The sequence below is a fragment of the Enterobacter sp. MGH 33 genome (assembly GCF_000534535.1).
Lineage (GTDB): Bacteria > Pseudomonadota > Gammaproteobacteria > Enterobacterales > Enterobacteriaceae > Enterobacter > Enterobacter hormaechei_C.
This window is the reverse complement of sequence record NZ_KI973212.1, coordinates 1171815-1190428: the sequence shown is the minus strand read 5'-3', so window position 1 is coordinate 1190428 and position 18614 is coordinate 1171815. Positions and strand designations below refer to the sequence as shown.

Below are 18614 nucleotides of genomic sequence, written 5' to 3'. Positions count from 1 at the left end.
GTATTAGTCAAACTCCAGTTCCACCTGCTCCGAACCAATGAGGCCACGGAGATCGTTCAGTAAACGATCGCTCGGAGAGACACGCCACGTTGCACCAAAGCGCAACCGCGCACGTGCATCCGCCCTCTGATAGTAGAGATGTACTGGAATGGTCCCCGAGCGGTGGGGTTCCAGAGACTGACGGAGTCGGTTTAAAAGCTGGTCATCAATTTGCCTGTCCGTCAGCGAGATAGCAAGCCCGCGAGCATATTTTTCCCGGGCTTCGTCAATGTCCATCACTTCGCGGGCGGTCATTTTAAGCCCCCCGCTGAAGTCATCAAAGCTGACCTGTCCGCTGACGATAAGTATGCGGTCTTTTTCCAGCAATTGCTGGTATTTATCCAGCGCGTCGGTGAACAACATCACCTCCAGACGCCCGGAACGGTCATCCAGGGTACAGATGCCGATACGATTGCCGCGCTTGGTGACCATTACCCTTGCAGCAATCACGAGCCCCGCAGCCGTGGTGATTTTACCACGTTCTGTCGGATGCATGTCTTTAAGCCTGTGGCCGCCGACATAGCGCTCAATTTCTTTCAGATACTGGTTGATCGGGTGCCCCGTCAGGTACAGGCCTAACGTCTCACGCTCCCCATCCAGCACCACCTGTTCTGGCCAGGGCTGGCAGTTGGAATAAGACTGCTCAATCTGCTCTGGCTCTTCCGCCAGCACGCCGAACATATCTGCCTGGCCAATGGCTTCCGCTTTCGCGTGCTGATCGGCTGCTTTCAGCGCATCGCCGAGCGAGTTCATCAGCGCGGCGCGGTGTGGCCCCAGCCGATCAAACGCGCCGGACATGATCAGTTTTTCCAGCACCCGGCGGTTAAGTTTTTTGGTATCGGTGCGGGCGCACAGATCGAACAGCTCGCGGAAATAGCCGCCGTTGTTACGCGCTTCGATGATCGCCTCGATCGGCCCCTCACCTACGCCCTTGATAGCGCCGATCCCATAGACGATTTCCCCGTCATCGTTAACGTGGAAATGGTACAGGCCAGAGTTAATATCCGGCGGCAGGATCTTCAGCCCCATGCGCCAGCACTCGTCCACCAGGCCAACCACCTTCTCGGTGTTGTCCATATCGGCGGTCATTACCGCCGCCATAAACTCAGCGGGATAGTGAGCCTTCAGCCACAGCGTTTGATACGAAACCAAAGCATAGGCGGCGGAGTGGGATTTGTTAAATCCGTACCCGGCGAATTTCTCCACCAGGTCGAAGATTTTCATCGCCAGTTCGCCATCGACGCCGTTTTTCTTCGCCCCATCCTCAAAGATGGAACGTTGCTTGGCCATCTCTTCCGGCTTTTTCTTACCCATCGCACGACGCAGCATGTCTGCGCCGCCAAGGGTATAACCAGAAAGCACCTGGGCGATCTGCATGACCTGTTCCTGATACAGGATGATGCCATAGGTTGGCTCCAGTACCGGTTTCAGGCTTTCATGCTGCCACTGCACGTCCGGGTAGGAAATCTCTTCGCGCCCGTGTTTACGGTCGATAAAGTTATCTACCATCCCCGACTGCAACGGCCCCGGACGGAACAGGGCCACCAGCGCGATCATATCTTCGAAGCAGTCTGGTTGCAGACGCTTAATCAAATCTTTCATGCCGCGGGATTCAAGCTGGAAGACGGCTGTCGTCTCCGAGCGTTGCAGCATGTCGAAACTTTTCTTGTCATCAAGCGGGATAGCCGCGATATCCAGCGGCGGTTCGCCGTTCTTCTCGCGACGGGCGTTGATCATCTCCAGCGCCCAGTTGATGATGGTCAGCGTACGCAGGCCGAGGAAGTCAAACTTCACCAGCCCGGCGTATTCCACGTCGTTCTTGTCGAACTGGGTGACCGGATGCTGGCCCGCTTCGTCGCAGTACAGCGGCGCAAAGTCGGTGATTTTGGTCGGGGCGATAACCACCCCCCCCGCATGCTTACCGGCGTTACGCGTGACGCCTTCCAGCTTGCGCGCCATGTCGATCAGCGCTTTCACCTCTTCGTCGGCTTCGTAGATTTCCGGCAGCTGGGGTTCAGCTTCAAAGGCTTTCGCCAGGGTCATGCCCGGATCGGGCGGCACCAGCTTAGAGATTCGATCGACAAAACCGTACGGGTGGCCCAGAACGCGGCCCACGTCGCGGATAACCGCTTTCGCGGCCATCGTACCGAAGGTAATAATCTGCGAAACCGCATCACGACCGTACATATCGGCCACGTGCTCAATCACCTGGTCGCGTTTTTCCATGCAGAAGTCGACGTCAAAGTCGGGCATGGAGACACGTTCCGGGTTGAGGAAACGTTCGAACAGCAGGTCGAATTCCAGCGGATCGAGGTCAGTGATTTTCAGGGCATACGCCACCAGCGAGCCGGCACCAGAACCACGGCCCGGACCTACCGGCACGCCGTTATCCTTCGACCACTGGATGAACTCCATCACGATCAGGAAGTAGCCTGGGAACCCCATCTGGTTGATCACCTGGAGTTCAATATCCAGGCGTTCGTCATATTCAGGACGTTTCTCTTTACGGACCGCTTCATCCGGGAAGAGGAATTCCAGACGCTCTTCCAGACCCTCTTTCGATTTCATGACCAGGAAATCTTCGGTGGTCATGTCTCCCGTCGGGAACTGCGGCAGGAAGTATTCGCCGAGACGCACGGTGACGTTACAGCGCTTGGCAATCTCTACGCTGTTTTCCAGCGCTTCCGGGATGTCCGAGAAGAGCTCACACATCTCCTCTTCGCTGCGCATGTACTGCTGCGATGAGTAGTTGCGCGGACGTTTCGGATCGTCGAGGGTGAAGCCGTCGTGGATGGCGACGCGAATTTCATGCGCGTCAAAATCACCCGCCTCAAGGAAGCGCACATCGTTGGTGGCCACCACAGGCAGGCCACGCGCTTCCGCCAGGGCGACGGCCGCATGCAGGTAGCTCTCTTCATCCGCACGCCCGGTACGGATCAGCTCCAGGTAATAACGATCCGGGAAATACTCTTCGTAGAACGAGACGCACTGATCCACCAGCGCGTTATTACCGCGTAGCAGACATTTGCCGACATCTCCCATACGGCCACCGGAGATCAGCAGCAAACCTTCGTTCAGCTCCGCCAGCCAGTCGCGGTCAATCCATGGACCCAGTGCGCCGTAACCGCGTTGGTAGGCTTTTGAGATCAGCAAAGTGAGGTTCTGATAGCCCGTGTTATTCATGGCTAACACGGAAATTTGCGTCATCTCATCGCCGAGCAGGTCGCTCTGCACATGAAAATCCGCGCCGACGATGGGCTTTAATCCTGCGCCATGCGCCGTTCCGTAGAACTTCACCAGGCCACACAGGTTGGTAAAATCGGTGATCGCCAGCGCAGGCATGCCAAGCGAGGCCGCCTTTTTTACCAGCGGCCCGGTCTTTGCCAGCCCATCGATCATGGAGTAGTCGCTATGCACCCGCAGGTGTACGAAACGTGGTTCAGCCATCTTCAGATCCCGCGTTACTTAATTGCTTGCGTCTTGATTCAGGACACCAGTCCCAGCGCGCGTTTCACCGGGCCAAAGCTGCGCCGATGATGTTCAGTTGCGCCATGTTCAGCCAGCTTTTCCAGATGGAAAGCCGTTGGATATCCCTTGTGCTGGGCGAAACCATACGCGGGATAAGTGAGGTCCAGCGCGGCCATTTCGGCATCGCGCGTCACTTTGGCAATGATTGACGCCGCACTGATTTCTGCGACGCGGCTATCGCCTTTAACAACAGCCATGGAAGGCATCGGCAGCGCCGGGCAACGGTTACCGTCGATCAGCACATACTCAGGCACAATCTTCAGGCCAGCAACGGCACGCTGCATCGCCAGCATGGTGGCGTGCAGAATGTTCAGATCGTCGATCTCATCCGGCTCTGCGCGCCCGAGACTCCAGGCCAGCGCCTTTTCTTTAATTTCATCGAACAGCGCCAGGCGACGCTTTTCACTCAGTTTTTTCGAGTCGTTCAGGCCAACGATCGGGCGGGCTGGATCGAGGATCACCGCCGCGGTCACAACGGCACCCACTAACGGGCCACGACCGACTTCATCCACACCGGCAACGAGGTGGGTATGGGGATAAATAAATTCCATCATTGTGCTAACTCCAGCACCGCATCGGCCGCCTGCTCATCAGCATTACAGCGGATCAGTTGATGCAGTTCACGGAAGGTATCATGCATCTGGTGGCTGGTTTTACCGTTGGCCAGCAGCGGCAGTAATGCATCAGCCAGTGCCTGCGGCTGGCATTCATCCTGCAAGAGCTCTTTCACCAGTTCGCGACCCGCAAGCAGGTTTGGCAGGGATACGTAATCTGTTTTTACCAGACGTTTTGCCAGCCAGAAGGTAAACGGCTTCATGCGATAACCGACCACCATTGGGCATTTTGCCAGCATACACTCCAGCGCAGCCGTGCCGGAAGCCAGCAGTGCGGCATCACTCGCAAACATGGCTTGCCGCCCTTTTCCGTCCAGCAGGCGGACGTGAAGATCCGGGGCGACGTCGGCTTTGATTCGCTCAAATTGCTCGCGGCGTTTGGCATTCACCAGCGGCACGACCACTTCAAGATCGGGGTAAGTCTTGCGAAGAATTTGCGCCGTTTTCAGGAAATCGGCACTGAGCATTTCAACTTCCGCACCCCGGCTCCCTGGCAGCAGCGCCAGACAGTGCACATCATGCGGGATGCCCAGTTCGTCACGCGCCGCATTTTTATCCGGATCCAGCGGCATGGCATCCGCCATGGTATGACCGATAAAACGGCACGGGACATTAAATCTGTCGTAAAACGCTTTTTCGAAAGGCAGAAAAGCCAGCACCAGATTAGTGGATCGTCCGATTTTGAAAACGCGTTTCTGTCGCCACGCCCACACGGACGGACTGACGTAATGGATAGTTTTGATCCCCTGCTTTTTCAGGTTCCCTTCAAGGGTAATATTGAAATCAGGCGCATCAATGCCGACAAATACATCGGGCTTAAGGTCGGTAAAGCGGCGGGTAAGGTCGGCGCGAATATGCAGCAGGCGACGCAAGCGCCCCAGCACCTCGACGATGCCCATCACAGCCAGCTCTTCCATTTCATACCAGGCTTCACAGCCTTCGGCCTGCATCAGCGGCCCAGCCACGCCCACAAAGCGAGCATTGGGTACACGGGCTTTAAGCGCGCGGATAAGACCTGCACCAAGAATATCGCCGGAGGTTTCTCCGGCGACCAGGGCGATGGTAAGCGGACGACTGTCGACCATTAACGAATCAGACCACGGGTTGAACGTTCAAAGAATTCCATGAACGTTTTCACTTCAGGGTGCTTATTCGCCAGCTCGGCAATTTCCGGCTTAGCCTCTTCCAGCGTTTTACCGCTACGGTACAGCAGTTTGTACGCGTTGCGGATGGCAGTAATCGCTTCGCGACTAAAACCACGACGCTTGAGACCTTCGATGTTCACGCCAAACGGCGTGGCATGGTTGCCCTGCGCAATCACAAACGGTGGGACGTCCTGCGCCACACCGGAGCATCCGCCGACCATCACGTGTGCACCAATGATGCAGAACTGATGGACTGCGGTCATGCCGCCAATAATGGCGAAATCATCAACCGATACGTGTCCCGCCAGCGTTGCGTTGTTGGCGAGAATACAGCGGCTACCCACGGTACAGTCGTGCGCAATATGCGCATTAACCATAAACAGGTTGTCGCTGCCCACCTTCGTCAATCCACCGCCTTGCGTTGTACCACGATGAATGGTGACGCTTTCGCGAATGCGGTTACGATCGCCGATTTCCACGCGGGTCGGTTCGCCAGCATACTTGAGATCCTGGTTAACTTCGCCGATGGAGGCGAACTGATAGATCTCATTGTTGCAGCCAATGGTGGTATGACCATTCACGACAACGTGAGATTTCAGTACTGTACCCTCACCAATTTCGACATGGGGTCCAACAATACAAAACGGGCCAATGTGGACGTTGGCACCAATGATGGCACCCGTTTCCACAATGGCGGTAGGATGAATAAAGGCGGATTTATCAATCACGTATCAGGCCTCCCGGCTACGCGCACACATCATTGTCGCTTCGCAAACAACTTTGCCGTCAACCATAGCTACGCCTTTGAAGCGAGTCAGGCCGCGACGCGTTTTTTCAAAAGTGACTTCCATGATCATTTGATCACCAGGCACGACCGGACGCTTGAAGCGCGCTTCATCGATACCCGCGAAGTAATAGAGTTCACCCGGTTCCAGTTTACCTACGCTTTTAAACGCCAGAATACCGGTAGCCTGTGCCATCGCTTCCAGGATCAATACACCCGGGAAGATAGGCTTACCAGGGAAGTGCCCCTGGAAGAACGGCTCGTTAACGGAGACATTTTTCACTGCGCGCAGAAAACGACCTTCTTCAAAATCCAGCACACGGTCTACCAGTAAAAACGGATAGCGGTGCGGCAGAAGTTCTAAAATCTCTTCAATATGCAGAGTATGAGTGTCAGTAGTCAAAATACTCTTCCTGTCAAATGTACTAAGTAGCAATAATAACACGGCCTGCCGGTTTATAAACAAAGCCGACAGGCCGGGAAATTTAGCGTTAAACGGATGAACGCTTAGTCTTGTTGATCGATTTTGCGCTCAATCGCTTTGAGTCGCTTGCTCATATCATCAATATTCATCACCAGTGCAGCTGTTTTACGCCAGACCTTGTTCGGTTGCAGCGGAATACCTGAGGAATAAACGCCAGGCTCAGTGATTGGACGCATCACCATACCCATCCCCGTCACCGTGACTTTGTCGCATATTTCCATATGGCCATTGATCACGCTGGCACCGCCAATCATGCAGTAACGGCCAATTTTCAGGCTGCCTGCCATGATAACACCACCCGCAACTGCGGTATTGTCGCCAATCACAACGTTATGTGCAATCTGGCACTGGTTGTCTATGATAACACCGTTACCAATAATGGTGTCGTCAAGCGCACCGCGGTCGATAGTTGTACAAGCGCCGATCTCCACACGATCGCCGATAATCACGCGACCCAGCTGAGGGATCTTAACCCAGTTACCCCGATCGTTGGCGTAACCAAATCCGTCAGAACCAATCACCGTGCTGGACTGAACGAGACAATTCTCGCCAATCTCAACCTCATGGTAGACAGAGACATTGGCCCACAGACGAGTCCCTGCGCCAATTTTCGTATTTTTTCCAACAAAGCAGCCAGGGCCAATCACCACGTTATCACCCAAAACAACGCCGGATTCGATAACGGCGTTTGCGCCGACTGATACGTTGTTACCCAGCTGAGCCGTCGGATCAATCGCAGCACTGGCTGCAATGTTCTGTGCCGGCTGCGGCGTGGTATCAAGAATTTGGGCCATGCGCGCATAGGTCAGGTAGGGATTTTTCACTACCAGTGCAGCGCTAGTGGCAAACGGAAGATCGTCCTGCGTCAGCACAACGGCAGACGCCTGGCACTGGGCCAGGTGCTCACGGTACTTAGGGCTTACCATGAAGGTAATAGTGCCTGCTTTAGCAGATTGCATGGACGCAACAGCGGTGATGACGATATCGCCATCACCGTGTAATTCTGCATCCAACTGCTGAGCTAAATCAGCCAGTCGAATTGAAGGCATTACTTATTTAACCTGTTTCAGAACATCAGCGGTGATGTCTTTAACATCGCTGCTGTTGAATGCAACGGCGTTCGCATCAACAACCAGATCGATGCTCTGATCGGCTGCTACTGCTTTAACGGCAGACTGAATACGCGTCACCAGTTTGCCACGCTCTTCGTTAGAACGACGCTGACGATCCTGCTCGAAAGCCTGTGCTTTCTGAGAGAAGGTCTGGCGCTGAGACATGACGTCTTTTTCCAGTTTGCTGCGCTCGCTCGCTTTCATGGTAGAACCATCACGCTGAAGACGCTGCATCTTGGACTGAAGATCACCTTCCATACGTTGCAGTTCGCTCGCACGGCCTTTGAATTCGTTTTCCAGCGTTGCAGAAACACCGGTTTTCTGTGCAACCTGCTGGAACAAATTACCCATGTTGACGATTGCAATTTTATCCGCTGCCTGAGCAGAAGTTGCCATCGCTAAACCGAGACCTGCAGCTAATAACCACTTTTTCACAATTAACTCCTTACCATCCCATTGGCACCCGAGGGGTACCGTTCTTTGCGTGGCAAGGCGACCGTGTTACCGATCGCCGGTTGTCAGCGCTACACTGCCAACGCATTCCATTGCAGCGGATTATTACCAGGTTTTACCAATGTTAAACTGGAACTGCTCCGCTTTGTCTCCATCGTATTTCTTAAACGGCTGGGCGTAAGAGAAGACCAACGGCCCCAGCGGTGACATCCATTGTAATGCGATACCTGCGGACATGCGAATGTTGCTCGGATCGCTGTAGTCCGGAACCCCCGCCGCACGCATCTGGGCGGTGTTCTCCCAGTTGGTGTCCCACACCGTACCTGCATCCATAAAGAAGGAGGTACGCACGGAGTTCGCATACTTATCACTGATAAACGGCGTAGGCGTGATGAACTCGAGGCTCGCCACGGCCATAGCGTTACCACCTACTGCGTCATCAGAGCTACATACTTGCTTAGGATCACGGCTTGCGCAGTTATCTTCGTCATTACCGCCGTAATAAACCGCTTTCGGACCAATGTTATTGGACTGGAAGCCACGCACGGTGCTTGAACCACCGGCGTAGAAGTTTTCATAGAACGGCAGTTCTTTGCTTCCAATACCGTCACCATAACCCCAACGGGTACGACCCAGAACAACCCACTTGTGATCTTCATCAATTGGGAAGTAGGACGCCGTATCCAGCGTGACCTTGTAGAACTCGTTATCCGAGCCCGGGATAGTCACTTTACCGTTCAGGTTGACGCGTGAACCTTCCGTCGGGAAGTAGCCACGGTCAAGACGGTTGTAGGTCCAACCGTAGTTGAAGGTGAAGTCATCCGCGGCGAAACCGTTATCATCGCTGGACGTACTCGCCGACTGACCGATGGAGTCCAGGTAACGCCACATCGCCACCTGCGGTTGCATGTTGGACAGGTCGTTATGCACGTACCCTAAACCTGCGCGCAAGGTGTTGTATTCGTTAACCGGGAAGCCAAGCGTACCATCCAGACCGTAACTCTTGTTGGTATACGAGGAGAGGTCCGCATCGTCCGCTTTAAAGTCGTTATAGAAGATACGACCGCCCAGGCTTACACCGTCAACGGTGAAGTATGGGTTGGTAACGGAGAACTCAGAGTAGGTCTGGTAGTCGTTTTTCGTCCCGTTGATACCGACAGAGTAGCCCGTACCCAGCCAGTTATCCTGCTGAACACCGACCTGGAAGCTCACGCCACTTTCAGTACCGTAACCAATACCGAAGTTGAAGCTACCGGTATTACGTTCTTTAACTTTATAAACAACATCAACCTGATCCGGACGACCTGGTACACGCTGAGTATCGGTATCGACCGTTTCGAAGTAGCCCAGACGGTTCAGACGCTCTTTACCCTGATCTACCAGATCGCTTCCCAGCCATGCCCCTTCCATCTGGCGCATTTCACGGCGCAGAACGGAGTCTTTAGAGGTATCGTTACCTTCGAAGCGGATCTTACGCACGTAGAAGCGGTTGCCCGCATCAACGTTAACGTGCAGCTTAACGGTTTTATCCGTGTCGTTAATTTCCGGCTGCGTTTGCACACGCGGATACGCATAACCATAACGGCCGAGCAGCTTCTTAATGCTGTCTTCCATTTTGGTGACTTTAGATCCGCTGTACAGATCGCCCGGCTGAATTTTGGTCAGAGATTCAATTTCAGCTGAATGTCCTGCCAGGTTGCCGCTGACTTCAACACCCGAAAGCGTGTACTTATCGCCTTCTGTGATGTTAACGGTAATGTAGATACCTTTCTTGTCCGGAGTCAGACTCACCTGAGTTGAATCGATGTTGAAACGGGCGTAACCGCGATCCAGATAGTAGCTGCGCAGGGTTTCAAGGTCACCCGCCAGTTTCTGTTTCTGGTATTTACGATCGCCTACCACGTTCCACCACGGCACTTCGTCACGCAGCTGGAAGTTGGAGATCAGTTCGTCGGTGCTGAACGCGTGGTTACCCACGATGTTGATCTGCTGGATCTTCGCAGAAACACCTTCCTGGAAGACCAGTTTCAGGTCAACACGGTTACGTGGCAGCGGTGTAACAACCGCTTTAACGCTCGCGCTGTATTTACCGACGCTGTAGTAGAAATCTTCCAGACCTTTTTCAATGTCTGCAAGGGTTGTGCGGTCCAGAGATTCCCCCACACGAACACCCGATGCCTCAAGGTTCTGCTTGAGCATGTCGTCTTTCACCGATTTGTTACCGGAGAAAGTGATGCTGGCAATCGTTGGACGTTCTTTTACCTGAACCACCAGCGTATCACCATCGCGCAGGACGCGGACATCCTCAAAGTTGCCAGTGGCAAACAGAGCACGGATGGTGTTACTGATATCTTCATCATTAACCGTATCGCCGGGGCGCACAGGCATACTGAGGAGGGCCGCACCAACGGCGACACGCTGAAGGCCTTCGAAATGAATATCTTTCACTACGAACCCGTCAGCACCGTATACGGTCGCGCTGCTAAACAGCAGCGACGCTATGAGCAACTTTTTCATCGCCATCGTTATTATGCGTTCTTCCTAACTAACTCTCTTACAACCGAGAGAAATCATTGAAAAGTGCAAGCCCCATTAACAGCACCAGCAAAATCGAGCCAATGCGATAACTAAAGTCTTGAACTCGCTCGGATACCGGTCCGCCTTTTAGCTTTTCAATCGCTAAAAACAGCAGATGGCCCCCATCTAATACGGGAAGCGGGAACAGGTTGATTATCCCCAGGTTCACGCTAATCAGCGCAAGGAACATGAGATAGTAAATCACCCCGAACTCCGCTGACATCCCAGCCCCCTGAGCAATCGAAATTGGCCCACTGAGGTTGTTCAGTTTCACATCACCGGTTATCAATTTCCCCAACATGTTGACCGTAAGCTTCATCAGCTGCCATGTTTTATCCGTGGCCTCAACGATGGCGCTAAACGGCCCATACTGGCGTATTGTCTTGTACTCATCTGGCAGTGGGATCACTTTCGGCACAACGCCTGCAAACCCTTCCGCCTTACCGCCGCCCGATTTGGTATCCGGGGTGAGAGTCAGTGAGAGCGAACTCCCCTGCCTTTCCACTTCCAGCGCGAGCGGCTTGCCTGGATTATCGCGCACCAGAGTAACAAAGGTCATCCATTGTGTTAATGGCTGACCATCGACTTTAACGATCCTGTCACCCGCTTGTAAACCTGCTTTACTCGCTGCCGATTTGGCCTGTACTTCGGCTAATACCGGCTCGATCTGCGCGCCGCGCGGTCGAATCCCGAGTGCAGCGACAGGGTCCTCTTTGTCTGGCTCAAAGCGCCAGTGGCGTAAATCCAGCACTTTTTCCTGCCGCTGGTCGGAACCAAATGGCGATACGCTGACGGTTGTCTGCTCATCACCAATTTTGGCAACCAGTTGTAACCTCACGGCATCCCAATCAGGGGTTTCGATACCATCAATCGCTTTAAGTTCCATTCCCGGTGTAATTTGCGCCGTTGCCGCAATAGAACCCGTGGTGATTTCGCCCACAACCGGGCGCACGCCAGGCACGCCGATGATAAACACCAGCCAGTAGGCGAAGATAGCGAAGATGAAATTGGCTACCGGGCCGGCAGCGATGATGGCAGCACGTTGTCCAACAGTTTTATTGTTAAACGCGCGATGGCGAAGTTCCGGGGCGACAGGCTCAACGCGTTCGTCGAGCATTTTGACATAGCCGCCCAGGGGAATCAGAGCAATGACAAACTCGGTGCCATGCTTATCGGTGCGCTTCCAGAGCGATTTGCCAAAGCCAATCGAGAATCGCTCCACCCGCACACCACAGCGCCGGGCAACCCAGAAATGGCCAAATTCATGCACGGTAATCAGTACACCCAGTGCAACAATGAACGCCGCCAGATTCCAGAGAATGCTCAGCATAAAACCTTCCGTTATATCGTCCCAAACACCAGTAAAAGCAGGCAAGCAAATACGGGAACAGCCGCGGTAAGGCTGTCAATGCGATCCAGTATTCCGCCATGTCCTGGAATCAGGTGACCACTGTCCTTAATCCCTGCTTCACGCTTAAACATACTCTCGGTTAAATCACCCAGCACCGATGCCAGCGCCGCGAAAATCGAACATACCAGCAGCGTCGAGGGGGCAACCTCAAGATTCGCCCAGACGCCATAGCCCCAGGAGATAATCGCTGCCGTAAACAGGCCGCCGATGAAGCCTTGCCAGGTTTTGCCCGGAGAAACCTTTGGCGCCAGTTTATGTTTGCCGAACAGTTTACCAAACATATAGGCCCCGGAGTCAGCCCCCCAGACGAGAATCATCACATAAAGCAGCCATATCGCGCCGCTGTAGTGGTTTTCGTCATAGTGCCAGGCGCGCAACGCAACCATCCCCCAGAAAAACGGAACAATCGTGAGCAGACCAAAAATAAGGCGCAACACTTTAGAGTTACGCCAGATCGCCGCAGAGCCCGGATAGAAAAGCACTAAAACAAGCGCAGCAATCCACCAGGCCAGCGATATCCATAAGGATCCGGCAACCAGCGGCTGGTGAACATCATGATGATATTCAGGCAAGGTATACAGCATCAGGGCCAGTAAAAAACCACAGAGTACCGCCAGCCATACCCGCTGAGTGCGCGAGGTAAAGCCGCTAAGCTGCCCCCATTCCCACGCGGCGAGCATACACACCACCAGCGTAACAATAGCGAATCCCACCGGAGGCAGTAAAAACAGCGCTGCGATGACGACGGGTATTAATACAAAAGCGGAAATCAGGCGATACTTCAGCAAAAGCTACCCCCATCAGGCGTTATCGCCACCAGGCTCGGTGCCGCCGAAACGACGCTCTCGATTGGCAAAGGCATGCAGCGCACCTTCAAAGTCTTGTTCATCAAAATCTGGCCAAAGAACATCCGTAAAGTAAAGTTCGGCGTAGGCAATTTGCCACAGCAAAAAGTTACTTATGCGATGTTCCCCCCCTGTCCTTATAACCAAATCCACGGGTGCCAGTTCATTCATGCAGATTTGCTGACTCAGCGCCTCTTCATCAATCTGGTCGGGTCTTAACAGCCCTTCCTGAACCTGCTCAGCCAAATGCCGAACCCCCTGGATAATATCCCAGCGTCCGCCGTAATTCGCCGCGATATTGAGCGTCAGACCGGTATTATTTTCCGTCAGCGCTTCTGCTTTGCGAATCCGTTCCTGCAAACGTGAGTTAAAACGACTGGTTTCGCCAATAATACGCAAGCGGACGTTGTGGCGGTGCAGGCTTTTTACTTCACTATCGAGCGCCCACACGAACAGTTCCATCAACGCAGTCACTTCCTGCGCAGGTCGATTCCAGTTCTCACTGCTAAAAGCATAGAGCGTTAACGCATCAATGCCGTTATTGGCGGCAAAAGAGACGGCGCGGCGAACAGATTTCGCCCCAGCTTTATGCCCAAAGGCTCGTATCTTCCCTTGTCTTTTCGCCCAGCGGCCATTGCCATCCATGATGATTGCAACATGGCGACAGCCATGTGCTGGCAAGTTTTCGCTTATTGGTTGATTCGCAGACAACATAACGCGTTTTTAGTCCCTGAAAGGATTTAACGGTACACAGGAATACTGAAGCCTATACATAAAAAAGCCGTGTCAAACCACGGCTTACCTGACCACTTAAAGCCAAATACCTGCGATCAGGTGGCGCAGACTATATCACTGAAGCCCAACGCTAACAAATAGCACGACGACTAGTGCTTGCTTTATCACCAGCCTGCGAGACGTGTCACCTGTTTACGCGCAACAATGCGTGCCTGTTCATCCACGGCCAGCACCTCTTCGACGCTCTGCGGCTCACGCAAATCCATCATCTCCAGCACGGATAAATTCAACGCGGCGATGTCAGTAAAGCGGATCTGCTGATTCAGGAATGCTTCAACGGTCACTTCATTGGCTGCATTAAGCGCCGTTGTCGCCGCCTGCCCCTGATCGAAGGCCGTCATCGCCAGTTTCAGACAGGGATAACGGTCGTAATCAGGCTCGCTAAACGTCAGTGAACTCAGCTTACAAAAATCGAGAGGCTTAACGCCCGATTTTACGCGGTTTGGCCACGCCATCGTATGAGCAATAGGCGTACGCATATCCGGTTCGCCCAGCTGGGCCAGCACGCTGCCGTCCTGATAGCGCACCATCGAGTGAATCACCGACTGCGGGTGGATCAGCACTTCCATCTGTTTCGCCGACGCATTGAACAGCCAGCGAGCTTCAATGTATTCCAGACCTTTGTTCATCATGGTGGCCGAATCGACGGAGATCTTACGCCCCATTGACCAGTTCGGATGACGACACGCCTGATCCGGCGTCATTGCGCTCAATTCAGACAGTGGCGTTTCACGGAACGGGCCACCAGACCCGGTAAGCAGAATCGACACAACGCCATTCTGCTCCAGGTCAGCGTACCCCAGGTTTTGTTGAAAAGGTTGAGGTAAACTCTGAAAAATCGCGTTGTGTTCGCTATCAACCGGCAAAAGACGCGCCCCACGCTGTTTTACCGCTTCCATAAAGAGGCGTCCGCAGGTGACCAGCGACTCTTTGTTCGCAAGCAGGACATCTTTCCCCGCATCAATAGCGGCAAGCGTTGGCAGAAGACCCGCCGCCCCGACGATTGCCGCCATGACCTGATCAACTTCATCAAGCGCGGCCATATCGCAAGCCGCCTGTTGCCCGCTGAGTACCTCGGTACGGCAGCCCTTCTCCTGCAACAGCGCTTTCACCTGGCGGGCGCTCTCTTCGTCATCCATCACCGCAAATCGGGGGGTAAACTCCAGGCACTGTTCGACCATTCGCTGCACGTTTTTTCCGGCCACAAGCGCGGCCACGGTGTAGCTGTCAGGATTATGACGTACAACGTCGAGAGTGCTGCAACCGATAGAGCCAGTCGAGCCGAGGAGAGTGAGATGCTTCATGAGATGCCCAAAAGTTAGACCAGATAAAAGCAAAACGCCGCCAGCAAGACTCAATGTCCTTCTGAACGGCGTTTATCAGTGTACAGCGAAAATCAGAACTGCATCAGTTCCGCTTCTTTTTCTGCCAGCGCCGCATCAATTTTCTTGATGGCCGCGTCGGTCATTTTCTGAATGTCGTCCTGAGAACGACGATCGTCGTCTTCGCTGATCTCTTTTTCTTTCAGCAGGGCTTTCACTTTATCGTTCGCATCGCGACGCACGTTACGTACGGAAACACGACCCTGCTCAGCTTCACCACGAACTACTTTGATCAGGTCTTTACGACGCTCTTCCGTCAGCGGAGGCAGTGGAACGCGAATATCCGCGCCGGCTGAGCTTGGGTTCAGACCCAGGTCAGATGCCATGATTGCTTTTTCAACGGCCGGGCTCATTGAGCGGTCGAACACGTTGATTTTCAGGGTACGGGTATCTTCTACCGTCACGCTCGCCAGCTGACGCAGAGGCGTTGGCGTACCGTAATATTCTACGATGATGCCATCCAGCAGGCTTGGGGAAGCACGGCCAGTACGGATTTTGCTGATTTGGTTTTTGAACGCTTCTACGCATTTTTCCATGCGTACTTCAGCATCTTTTCTGATGTCGTTAATCACGTTACGGATCCTTGAAAACTTGTCTCAGGCAGACTATCCGCCAGCACAGCGCTACAGGTGTGCTAAGTATAGTCGCGTTTAATTCATGACAACGCCAAAGGCGCGCCCGGGTAAGATACCACGTCGAAATAAAGCGGAATCTTACCTGTATTTATCGCCGACGGAAATTATTCCGTGATCAAAGTGCCTTCTTTTTCGCCCATAACAACGCGACGCAGCGCGCCAGGCTTGTTCATGTTGAAGACACGGATCGGTAGTTTGTGGTCACGAGCCAGCGTAAAGGCGGCAAGATCCATCACTTTCAGCTCTTTTTCCAGCACTTCGCTGTAGGTCAGCTGATCGTACATGGTCGCGGAAGGATCTTTTGCCGGGTCGGCAGTAAACACGCCATCTACTTTGGTCGCTTTCAGCACCACATCGGCTTCGATTTCGATACCGCGCAGGCAGGCTGCGGAATCGGTGGTAAAGAACGGGTTACCCGTACCGGCGGAGAGGATCACCACGCGGTTGTTGCGCAGCAGGCTGATGGCCTCTGCCCAGCTGTAGTTATCGCATACGCCATTCAAAGGAATAGCGGACATCAGGCGAGCGTTCACATAGGCGCGATGAAGCGCATCACGCATCGCCAGGCCATTCATCACGGTTGCCAGCATACCCATGTGGTCGCCCACTACGCGGTTCATCCCCGCTTTCGCCAGACCAGCACCACGGAAAAGGTTGCCACCGCCAATGACCACGCCAACCTGAATACCCAGTTCGACCAGTTCTTTGATTTCCTGTGCCATGCGATCAAGGATGCTTGCGTCAATACCGAAGCCTTCCGATCCTTGCAGCGCTTCGCCACTCAGCTTAAGCAGAATGCGTTTGTACACGGGTTTTGCATTGGTAGCCATGTTTCTTTCCTGAGACTGTCAACGATTAAGATGGGGTTAATTCTGGCGACATGATATGTCGCAAATCAGCACAGCGATACTGGAGCCTGTCTGATTTCGTGAGACGGGTGACAAAAAGAAGCCGCCCTCAGGCGGCTCCTTTTCAATCATTAAGACTGCTTGGACATTGCAGCAACTTCTGCTGCGAAGTCAGTCTCAACTTTCTCGATGCCTTCGCCCACTTCGAAGCGGATGAAGCCAGTTACATCAGCGTTGTGCTCTTTCAGCAGCTGAGCAACAGACTTGCTTGGATCCATTACGAAAGGCTGGCCAGTCAGAGAAACTTCGCCGGTGAATTTCTTCATGCGGCCTTCAACCATTTTCTCTGCGATTTCTTTTGGCTTACCAGACTGCATCGCGATGTCCAGCTGAACCTGGTACTCTTTCTCTACCACTTCAGCAGACACGTCTTCTGGCTTAACGAATTCTGGTTTGCTTGCAGCGATGTGCATTGCCAGCTGTTTAACCAGCTCTTCGTCAGCGCCTTTAGCCGCAACCAGAACACCGATACGCGCGCCGTGCTGGTAAGAGCCCAGAACATCGCCTTCCAGGGAAGAAACGCGACGGATGTTGATGTTCTCACCGATTTTAGCAACCAGCGCTACACGCTCTTCTTCGAACTGTGCTTTCAGAACTTCAACGTCAGTGATTTTGCCTGCAACCGCTGCGTCCAGAACTTTGTTAGCAAATGCCTGGAAACCAGCATCTTTAGCAACGAAGTCAGTCTGGCAGTTAACTTCCAGAATGATGCCGTAGTTGCCGTCGATTTTGGTGATGATCACGCCGTCAGCAGCAACGTTGCCTGCTTTCTTAGCTGCTTTGATCGCACCGGATTTACGCATGTTTTCGATTGCCAGCTCGATGTCGCCGTTCGCTTCGGTCAGCGCTTTTTTGCAATCCATCATGCCTGCGCCAGTACGCTCACGCAGCTCTTTTACCAGGGATGCGGTAATTTCAGCCATTCTTAAATCCTCGGGAGATGTGAACTGCCCGGCCGGGAGCCAAACAGTATAAATTGAAAAAAGGGGCCGATAATGGGCCCCTATTCATACACGGTACTAATAAGGGGTAAAACCTTATTATTCAGCTTCTACGAAGCTTTCTTCCGCCTGAGAAGCCAGATCCTGGGAACGGCCTTCACGAACGGTAGCAGCTACAGCGCTCAGGTACAGGCTAACAGCACGGATTGCGTCGTCGTTACCCGGGATAACGAAGTCAACACCGTCCGGATCGGAGTTGGTATCAACGATAGCGAATACCGGGATACCCAGGTTGTTAGCTTCTTTGATTGCGATGTGCTCGTGGTCTGCATCGATTACGAACAGCGCGTCTGGCAGGCCGCCCATATCTTTGATACCGCCCAGGCTGTTTTCCAGCTTGTCCAGTTCACGAGTGCGCATCAGCGCTTCTTTCTTAGTCAGCTTATCGAAAGTACCGTCCTGAGACTGGGTTTCCAGATCTTTCAGGCGCTTGATGGACTGACGAACAGTTTTCCAGTTGGTCAGCATGCCGCCCAACCAGCGATGGTTCACGAAGAACTGGTCGCAGCTGTTAGCAGCATCTTTCACAGCTTCGCTTGCAGCGCGCTTAGTACCAACGAACAGAATCTTACCTTTACGGGAAGAGATCTTGTTCAGCTCAGCCAGGGCTTCGTTGAACATTGGTACAGTCTTCTCAAGGTTGATGATGTGAACTTTGTTACGTGCGCCGAAGATGAAAGGCTTCATTTTCGGGTTCCAGTAACGGGTCTGGTGACCGAAGTGAACACCAGCCTTGAGCATGTCGCGCATGGAAACAGTTGCCATGTTTAAAACCTCTATATTGAAAGTTGGGGTTATGCCTCCACGTATCCCATATTACCGACCCCGAAGGGCACCCCGGAATATGTGCCGATACGTGTGTGTTGTTACACAAAGTGAGATTTGTCGCTCCCGTCCAGCC

The 18614-nt window shown here is 53.4% G+C and carries 16 protein-coding genes; all 16 read right to left on the bottom strand.

What is annotated here, in order from left to right:
* Nucleotides 1-3: 3 nt before the first annotated feature.
* Nucleotides 4-3486, bottom strand: coding sequence for a DNA polymerase III subunit alpha (dnaE, locus tag L379_RS18360; RefSeq protein ID WP_017694479.1), 3483 nt, complete (start codon nt 3484-3486; stop codon nt 4-6).
* 38 nt (nt 3487-3524) lie between these two features.
* A complete protein-coding gene (gene rnhB / locus L379_RS18365; protein WP_015572727.1) occupies nt 3525-4121 on the bottom strand; it encodes a ribonuclease HII in 597 nt (198 codons plus the stop codon).
* Nucleotides 4118-5266: a lipid-A-disaccharide synthase gene (lpxB, locus tag L379_RS18370; protein WP_003856161.1), complete on the bottom strand. Its 1149-nt coding sequence runs from the start codon at nt 5264-5266 to the stop codon at nt 4118-4120. The genes rnhB and lpxB overlap by 4 nt, the downstream gene beginning before the upstream one ends.
* The gene (lpxA, locus tag L379_RS18375) at nt 5266-6054 is read right to left on the bottom strand and encodes an acyl-ACP--UDP-N-acetylglucosamine O-acyltransferase (protein WP_003856164.1); all 789 of its coding nucleotides are present in this window, start codon (nt 6052-6054) and stop codon (nt 5266-5268) included. Before lpxA ends, lpxB begins: the two co-directional genes overlap by 1 nt.
* A 3-nt stretch (nt 6055-6057) precedes the next feature.
* Complete coding sequence (fabZ, locus tag L379_RS18380) at nt 6058-6513, bottom strand: 3-hydroxyacyl-ACP dehydratase FabZ (RefSeq protein WP_003856165.1); 456 nt, start codon at nt 6511-6513, stop codon at nt 6058-6060.
* A 104-nt stretch (nt 6514-6617) separates the two neighbouring features.
* Nucleotides 6618-7643: a UDP-3-O-(3-hydroxymyristoyl)glucosamine N-acyltransferase gene (gene lpxD / locus L379_RS18385; RefSeq protein ID WP_003856168.1), complete on the bottom strand. Its 1026-nt coding sequence runs from the start codon at nt 7641-7643 to the stop codon at nt 6618-6620.
* A gap of 3 nt (nt 7644-7646) precedes the next feature.
* Complete coding sequence (skp, locus tag L379_RS18390) at nt 7647-8141, bottom strand: molecular chaperone Skp (RefSeq protein ID WP_006810039.1); 495 nt, start codon at nt 8139-8141, stop codon at nt 7647-7649.
* A gap of 123 nt (nt 8142-8264) precedes the next feature.
* Nucleotides 8265-10682 carry an outer membrane protein assembly factor BamA gene (bamA, locus tag L379_RS18395; RefSeq protein WP_003856172.1) on the bottom strand — a complete coding sequence of 806 codons (2418 nt, stop codon included), beginning with the start codon at nt 10680-10682 and terminating at the stop codon, nt 8265-8267.
* Nucleotides 10683-10713: 31 nt separating this feature from the next.
* On the bottom strand, nt 10714-12066 hold the full coding sequence (gene rseP / locus L379_RS18400; protein WP_003856174.1) for a sigma E protease regulator RseP: 1353 nt from the start codon (nt 12064-12066) through the stop codon (nt 10714-10716).
* A gap of 11 nt (nt 12067-12077) precedes the next feature.
* The gene (gene cdsA, locus L379_RS18405) at nt 12078-12935 is read right to left on the bottom strand and encodes a phosphatidate cytidylyltransferase (RefSeq protein WP_003856175.1); all 858 of its coding nucleotides are present in this window, start codon (nt 12933-12935) and stop codon (nt 12078-12080) included.
* 12 nt (nt 12936-12947) lie between these two features.
* Nucleotides 12948-13706, bottom strand: coding sequence for a (2E,6E)-farnesyl-diphosphate-specific ditrans,polycis-undecaprenyl-diphosphate synthase (gene ispU, locus L379_RS18410; RefSeq protein ID WP_003856176.1), 759 nt, complete (start codon nt 13704-13706; stop codon nt 12948-12950).
* Nucleotides 13707-13891: 185 nt separating this feature from the next.
* Nucleotides 13892-15091, bottom strand: coding sequence for a 1-deoxy-D-xylulose-5-phosphate reductoisomerase (gene ispC, locus L379_RS18415; RefSeq protein WP_023303107.1), 1200 nt, complete (start codon nt 15089-15091; stop codon nt 13892-13894).
* Between the two features lie 92 nt (nt 15092-15183).
* Nucleotides 15184-15741 carry a ribosome recycling factor gene (gene frr, locus L379_RS18420; protein WP_017383739.1) on the bottom strand — a complete coding sequence of 186 codons (558 nt, stop codon included), beginning with the start codon at nt 15739-15741 and terminating at the stop codon, nt 15184-15186.
* A 167-nt stretch (nt 15742-15908) separates the two neighbouring features.
* Nucleotides 15909-16634, bottom strand: a complete 726-nt coding sequence (pyrH, locus tag L379_RS18425) for a UMP kinase (protein WP_002889306.1) — start codon at nt 16632-16634, stop codon at nt 15909-15911.
* 149 nt (nt 16635-16783) lie between these two features.
* Complete coding sequence (gene tsf / locus L379_RS18430) at nt 16784-17635, bottom strand: translation elongation factor Ts (RefSeq protein ID WP_015572722.1); 852 nt, start codon at nt 17633-17635, stop codon at nt 16784-16786.
* Between the two features lie 117 nt (nt 17636-17752).
* Nucleotides 17753-18478, bottom strand: coding sequence for a 30S ribosomal protein S2 (gene rpsB, locus L379_RS18435; RefSeq protein ID WP_003856207.1), 726 nt, complete (start codon nt 18476-18478; stop codon nt 17753-17755).
* Nucleotides 18479-18614 lie beyond the last annotated feature (136 nt).

Coding starts and splice junctions, on each gene's coding strand:
- dnaE (WP_017694479.1), bottom strand. CDS start 3,486: ATGGCTGAACCACGTTTCGTACACCTGCGGGTGCATAGCGACTACTCC.
- rnhB (WP_015572727.1), bottom strand. CDS start 4,121: ATGATGGAATTTATTTATCCCCATACCCACCTCGTTGCCGGTGTGGAT.
- lpxB (WP_003856161.1), bottom strand. CDS start 5,266: ATGGTCGACAGTCGTCCGCTTACCATCGCCCTGGTCGCCGGAGAAACC.
- lpxD (WP_003856168.1), bottom strand. CDS start 7,643: ATGCCTTCAATTCGACTGGCTGATTTAGCTCAGCAGTTGGATGCAGAA.
- bamA (WP_003856172.1), bottom strand. CDS start 10,682: ATGGCGATGAAAAAGTTGCTCATAGCGTCGCTGCTGTTTAGCAGCGCG.
- rseP (WP_003856174.1), bottom strand. CDS start 12,066: ATGCTGAGCATTCTCTGGAATCTGGCGGCGTTCATTGTTGCACTGGGT.
- ispU (WP_003856176.1), bottom strand. CDS start 13,706: ATGTTGTCTGCGAATCAACCAATAAGCGAAAACTTGCCAGCACATGGC.
- ispC (WP_023303107.1), bottom strand. CDS start 15,091: ATGAAGCATCTCACTCTCCTCGGCTCGACTGGCTCTATCGGTTGCAGC.
- pyrH (WP_002889306.1), bottom strand. CDS start 16,634: ATGGCTACCAATGCAAAACCCGTGTACAAACGCATTCTGCTTAAGCTG.
- tsf (WP_015572722.1), bottom strand. CDS start 17,635: ATGGCTGAAATTACCGCATCCCTGGTAAAAGAGCTGCGTGAGCGTACT.
- rpsB (WP_003856207.1), bottom strand. CDS start 18,478: ATGGCAACTGTTTCCATGCGCGACATGCTCAAGGCTGGTGTTCACTTC.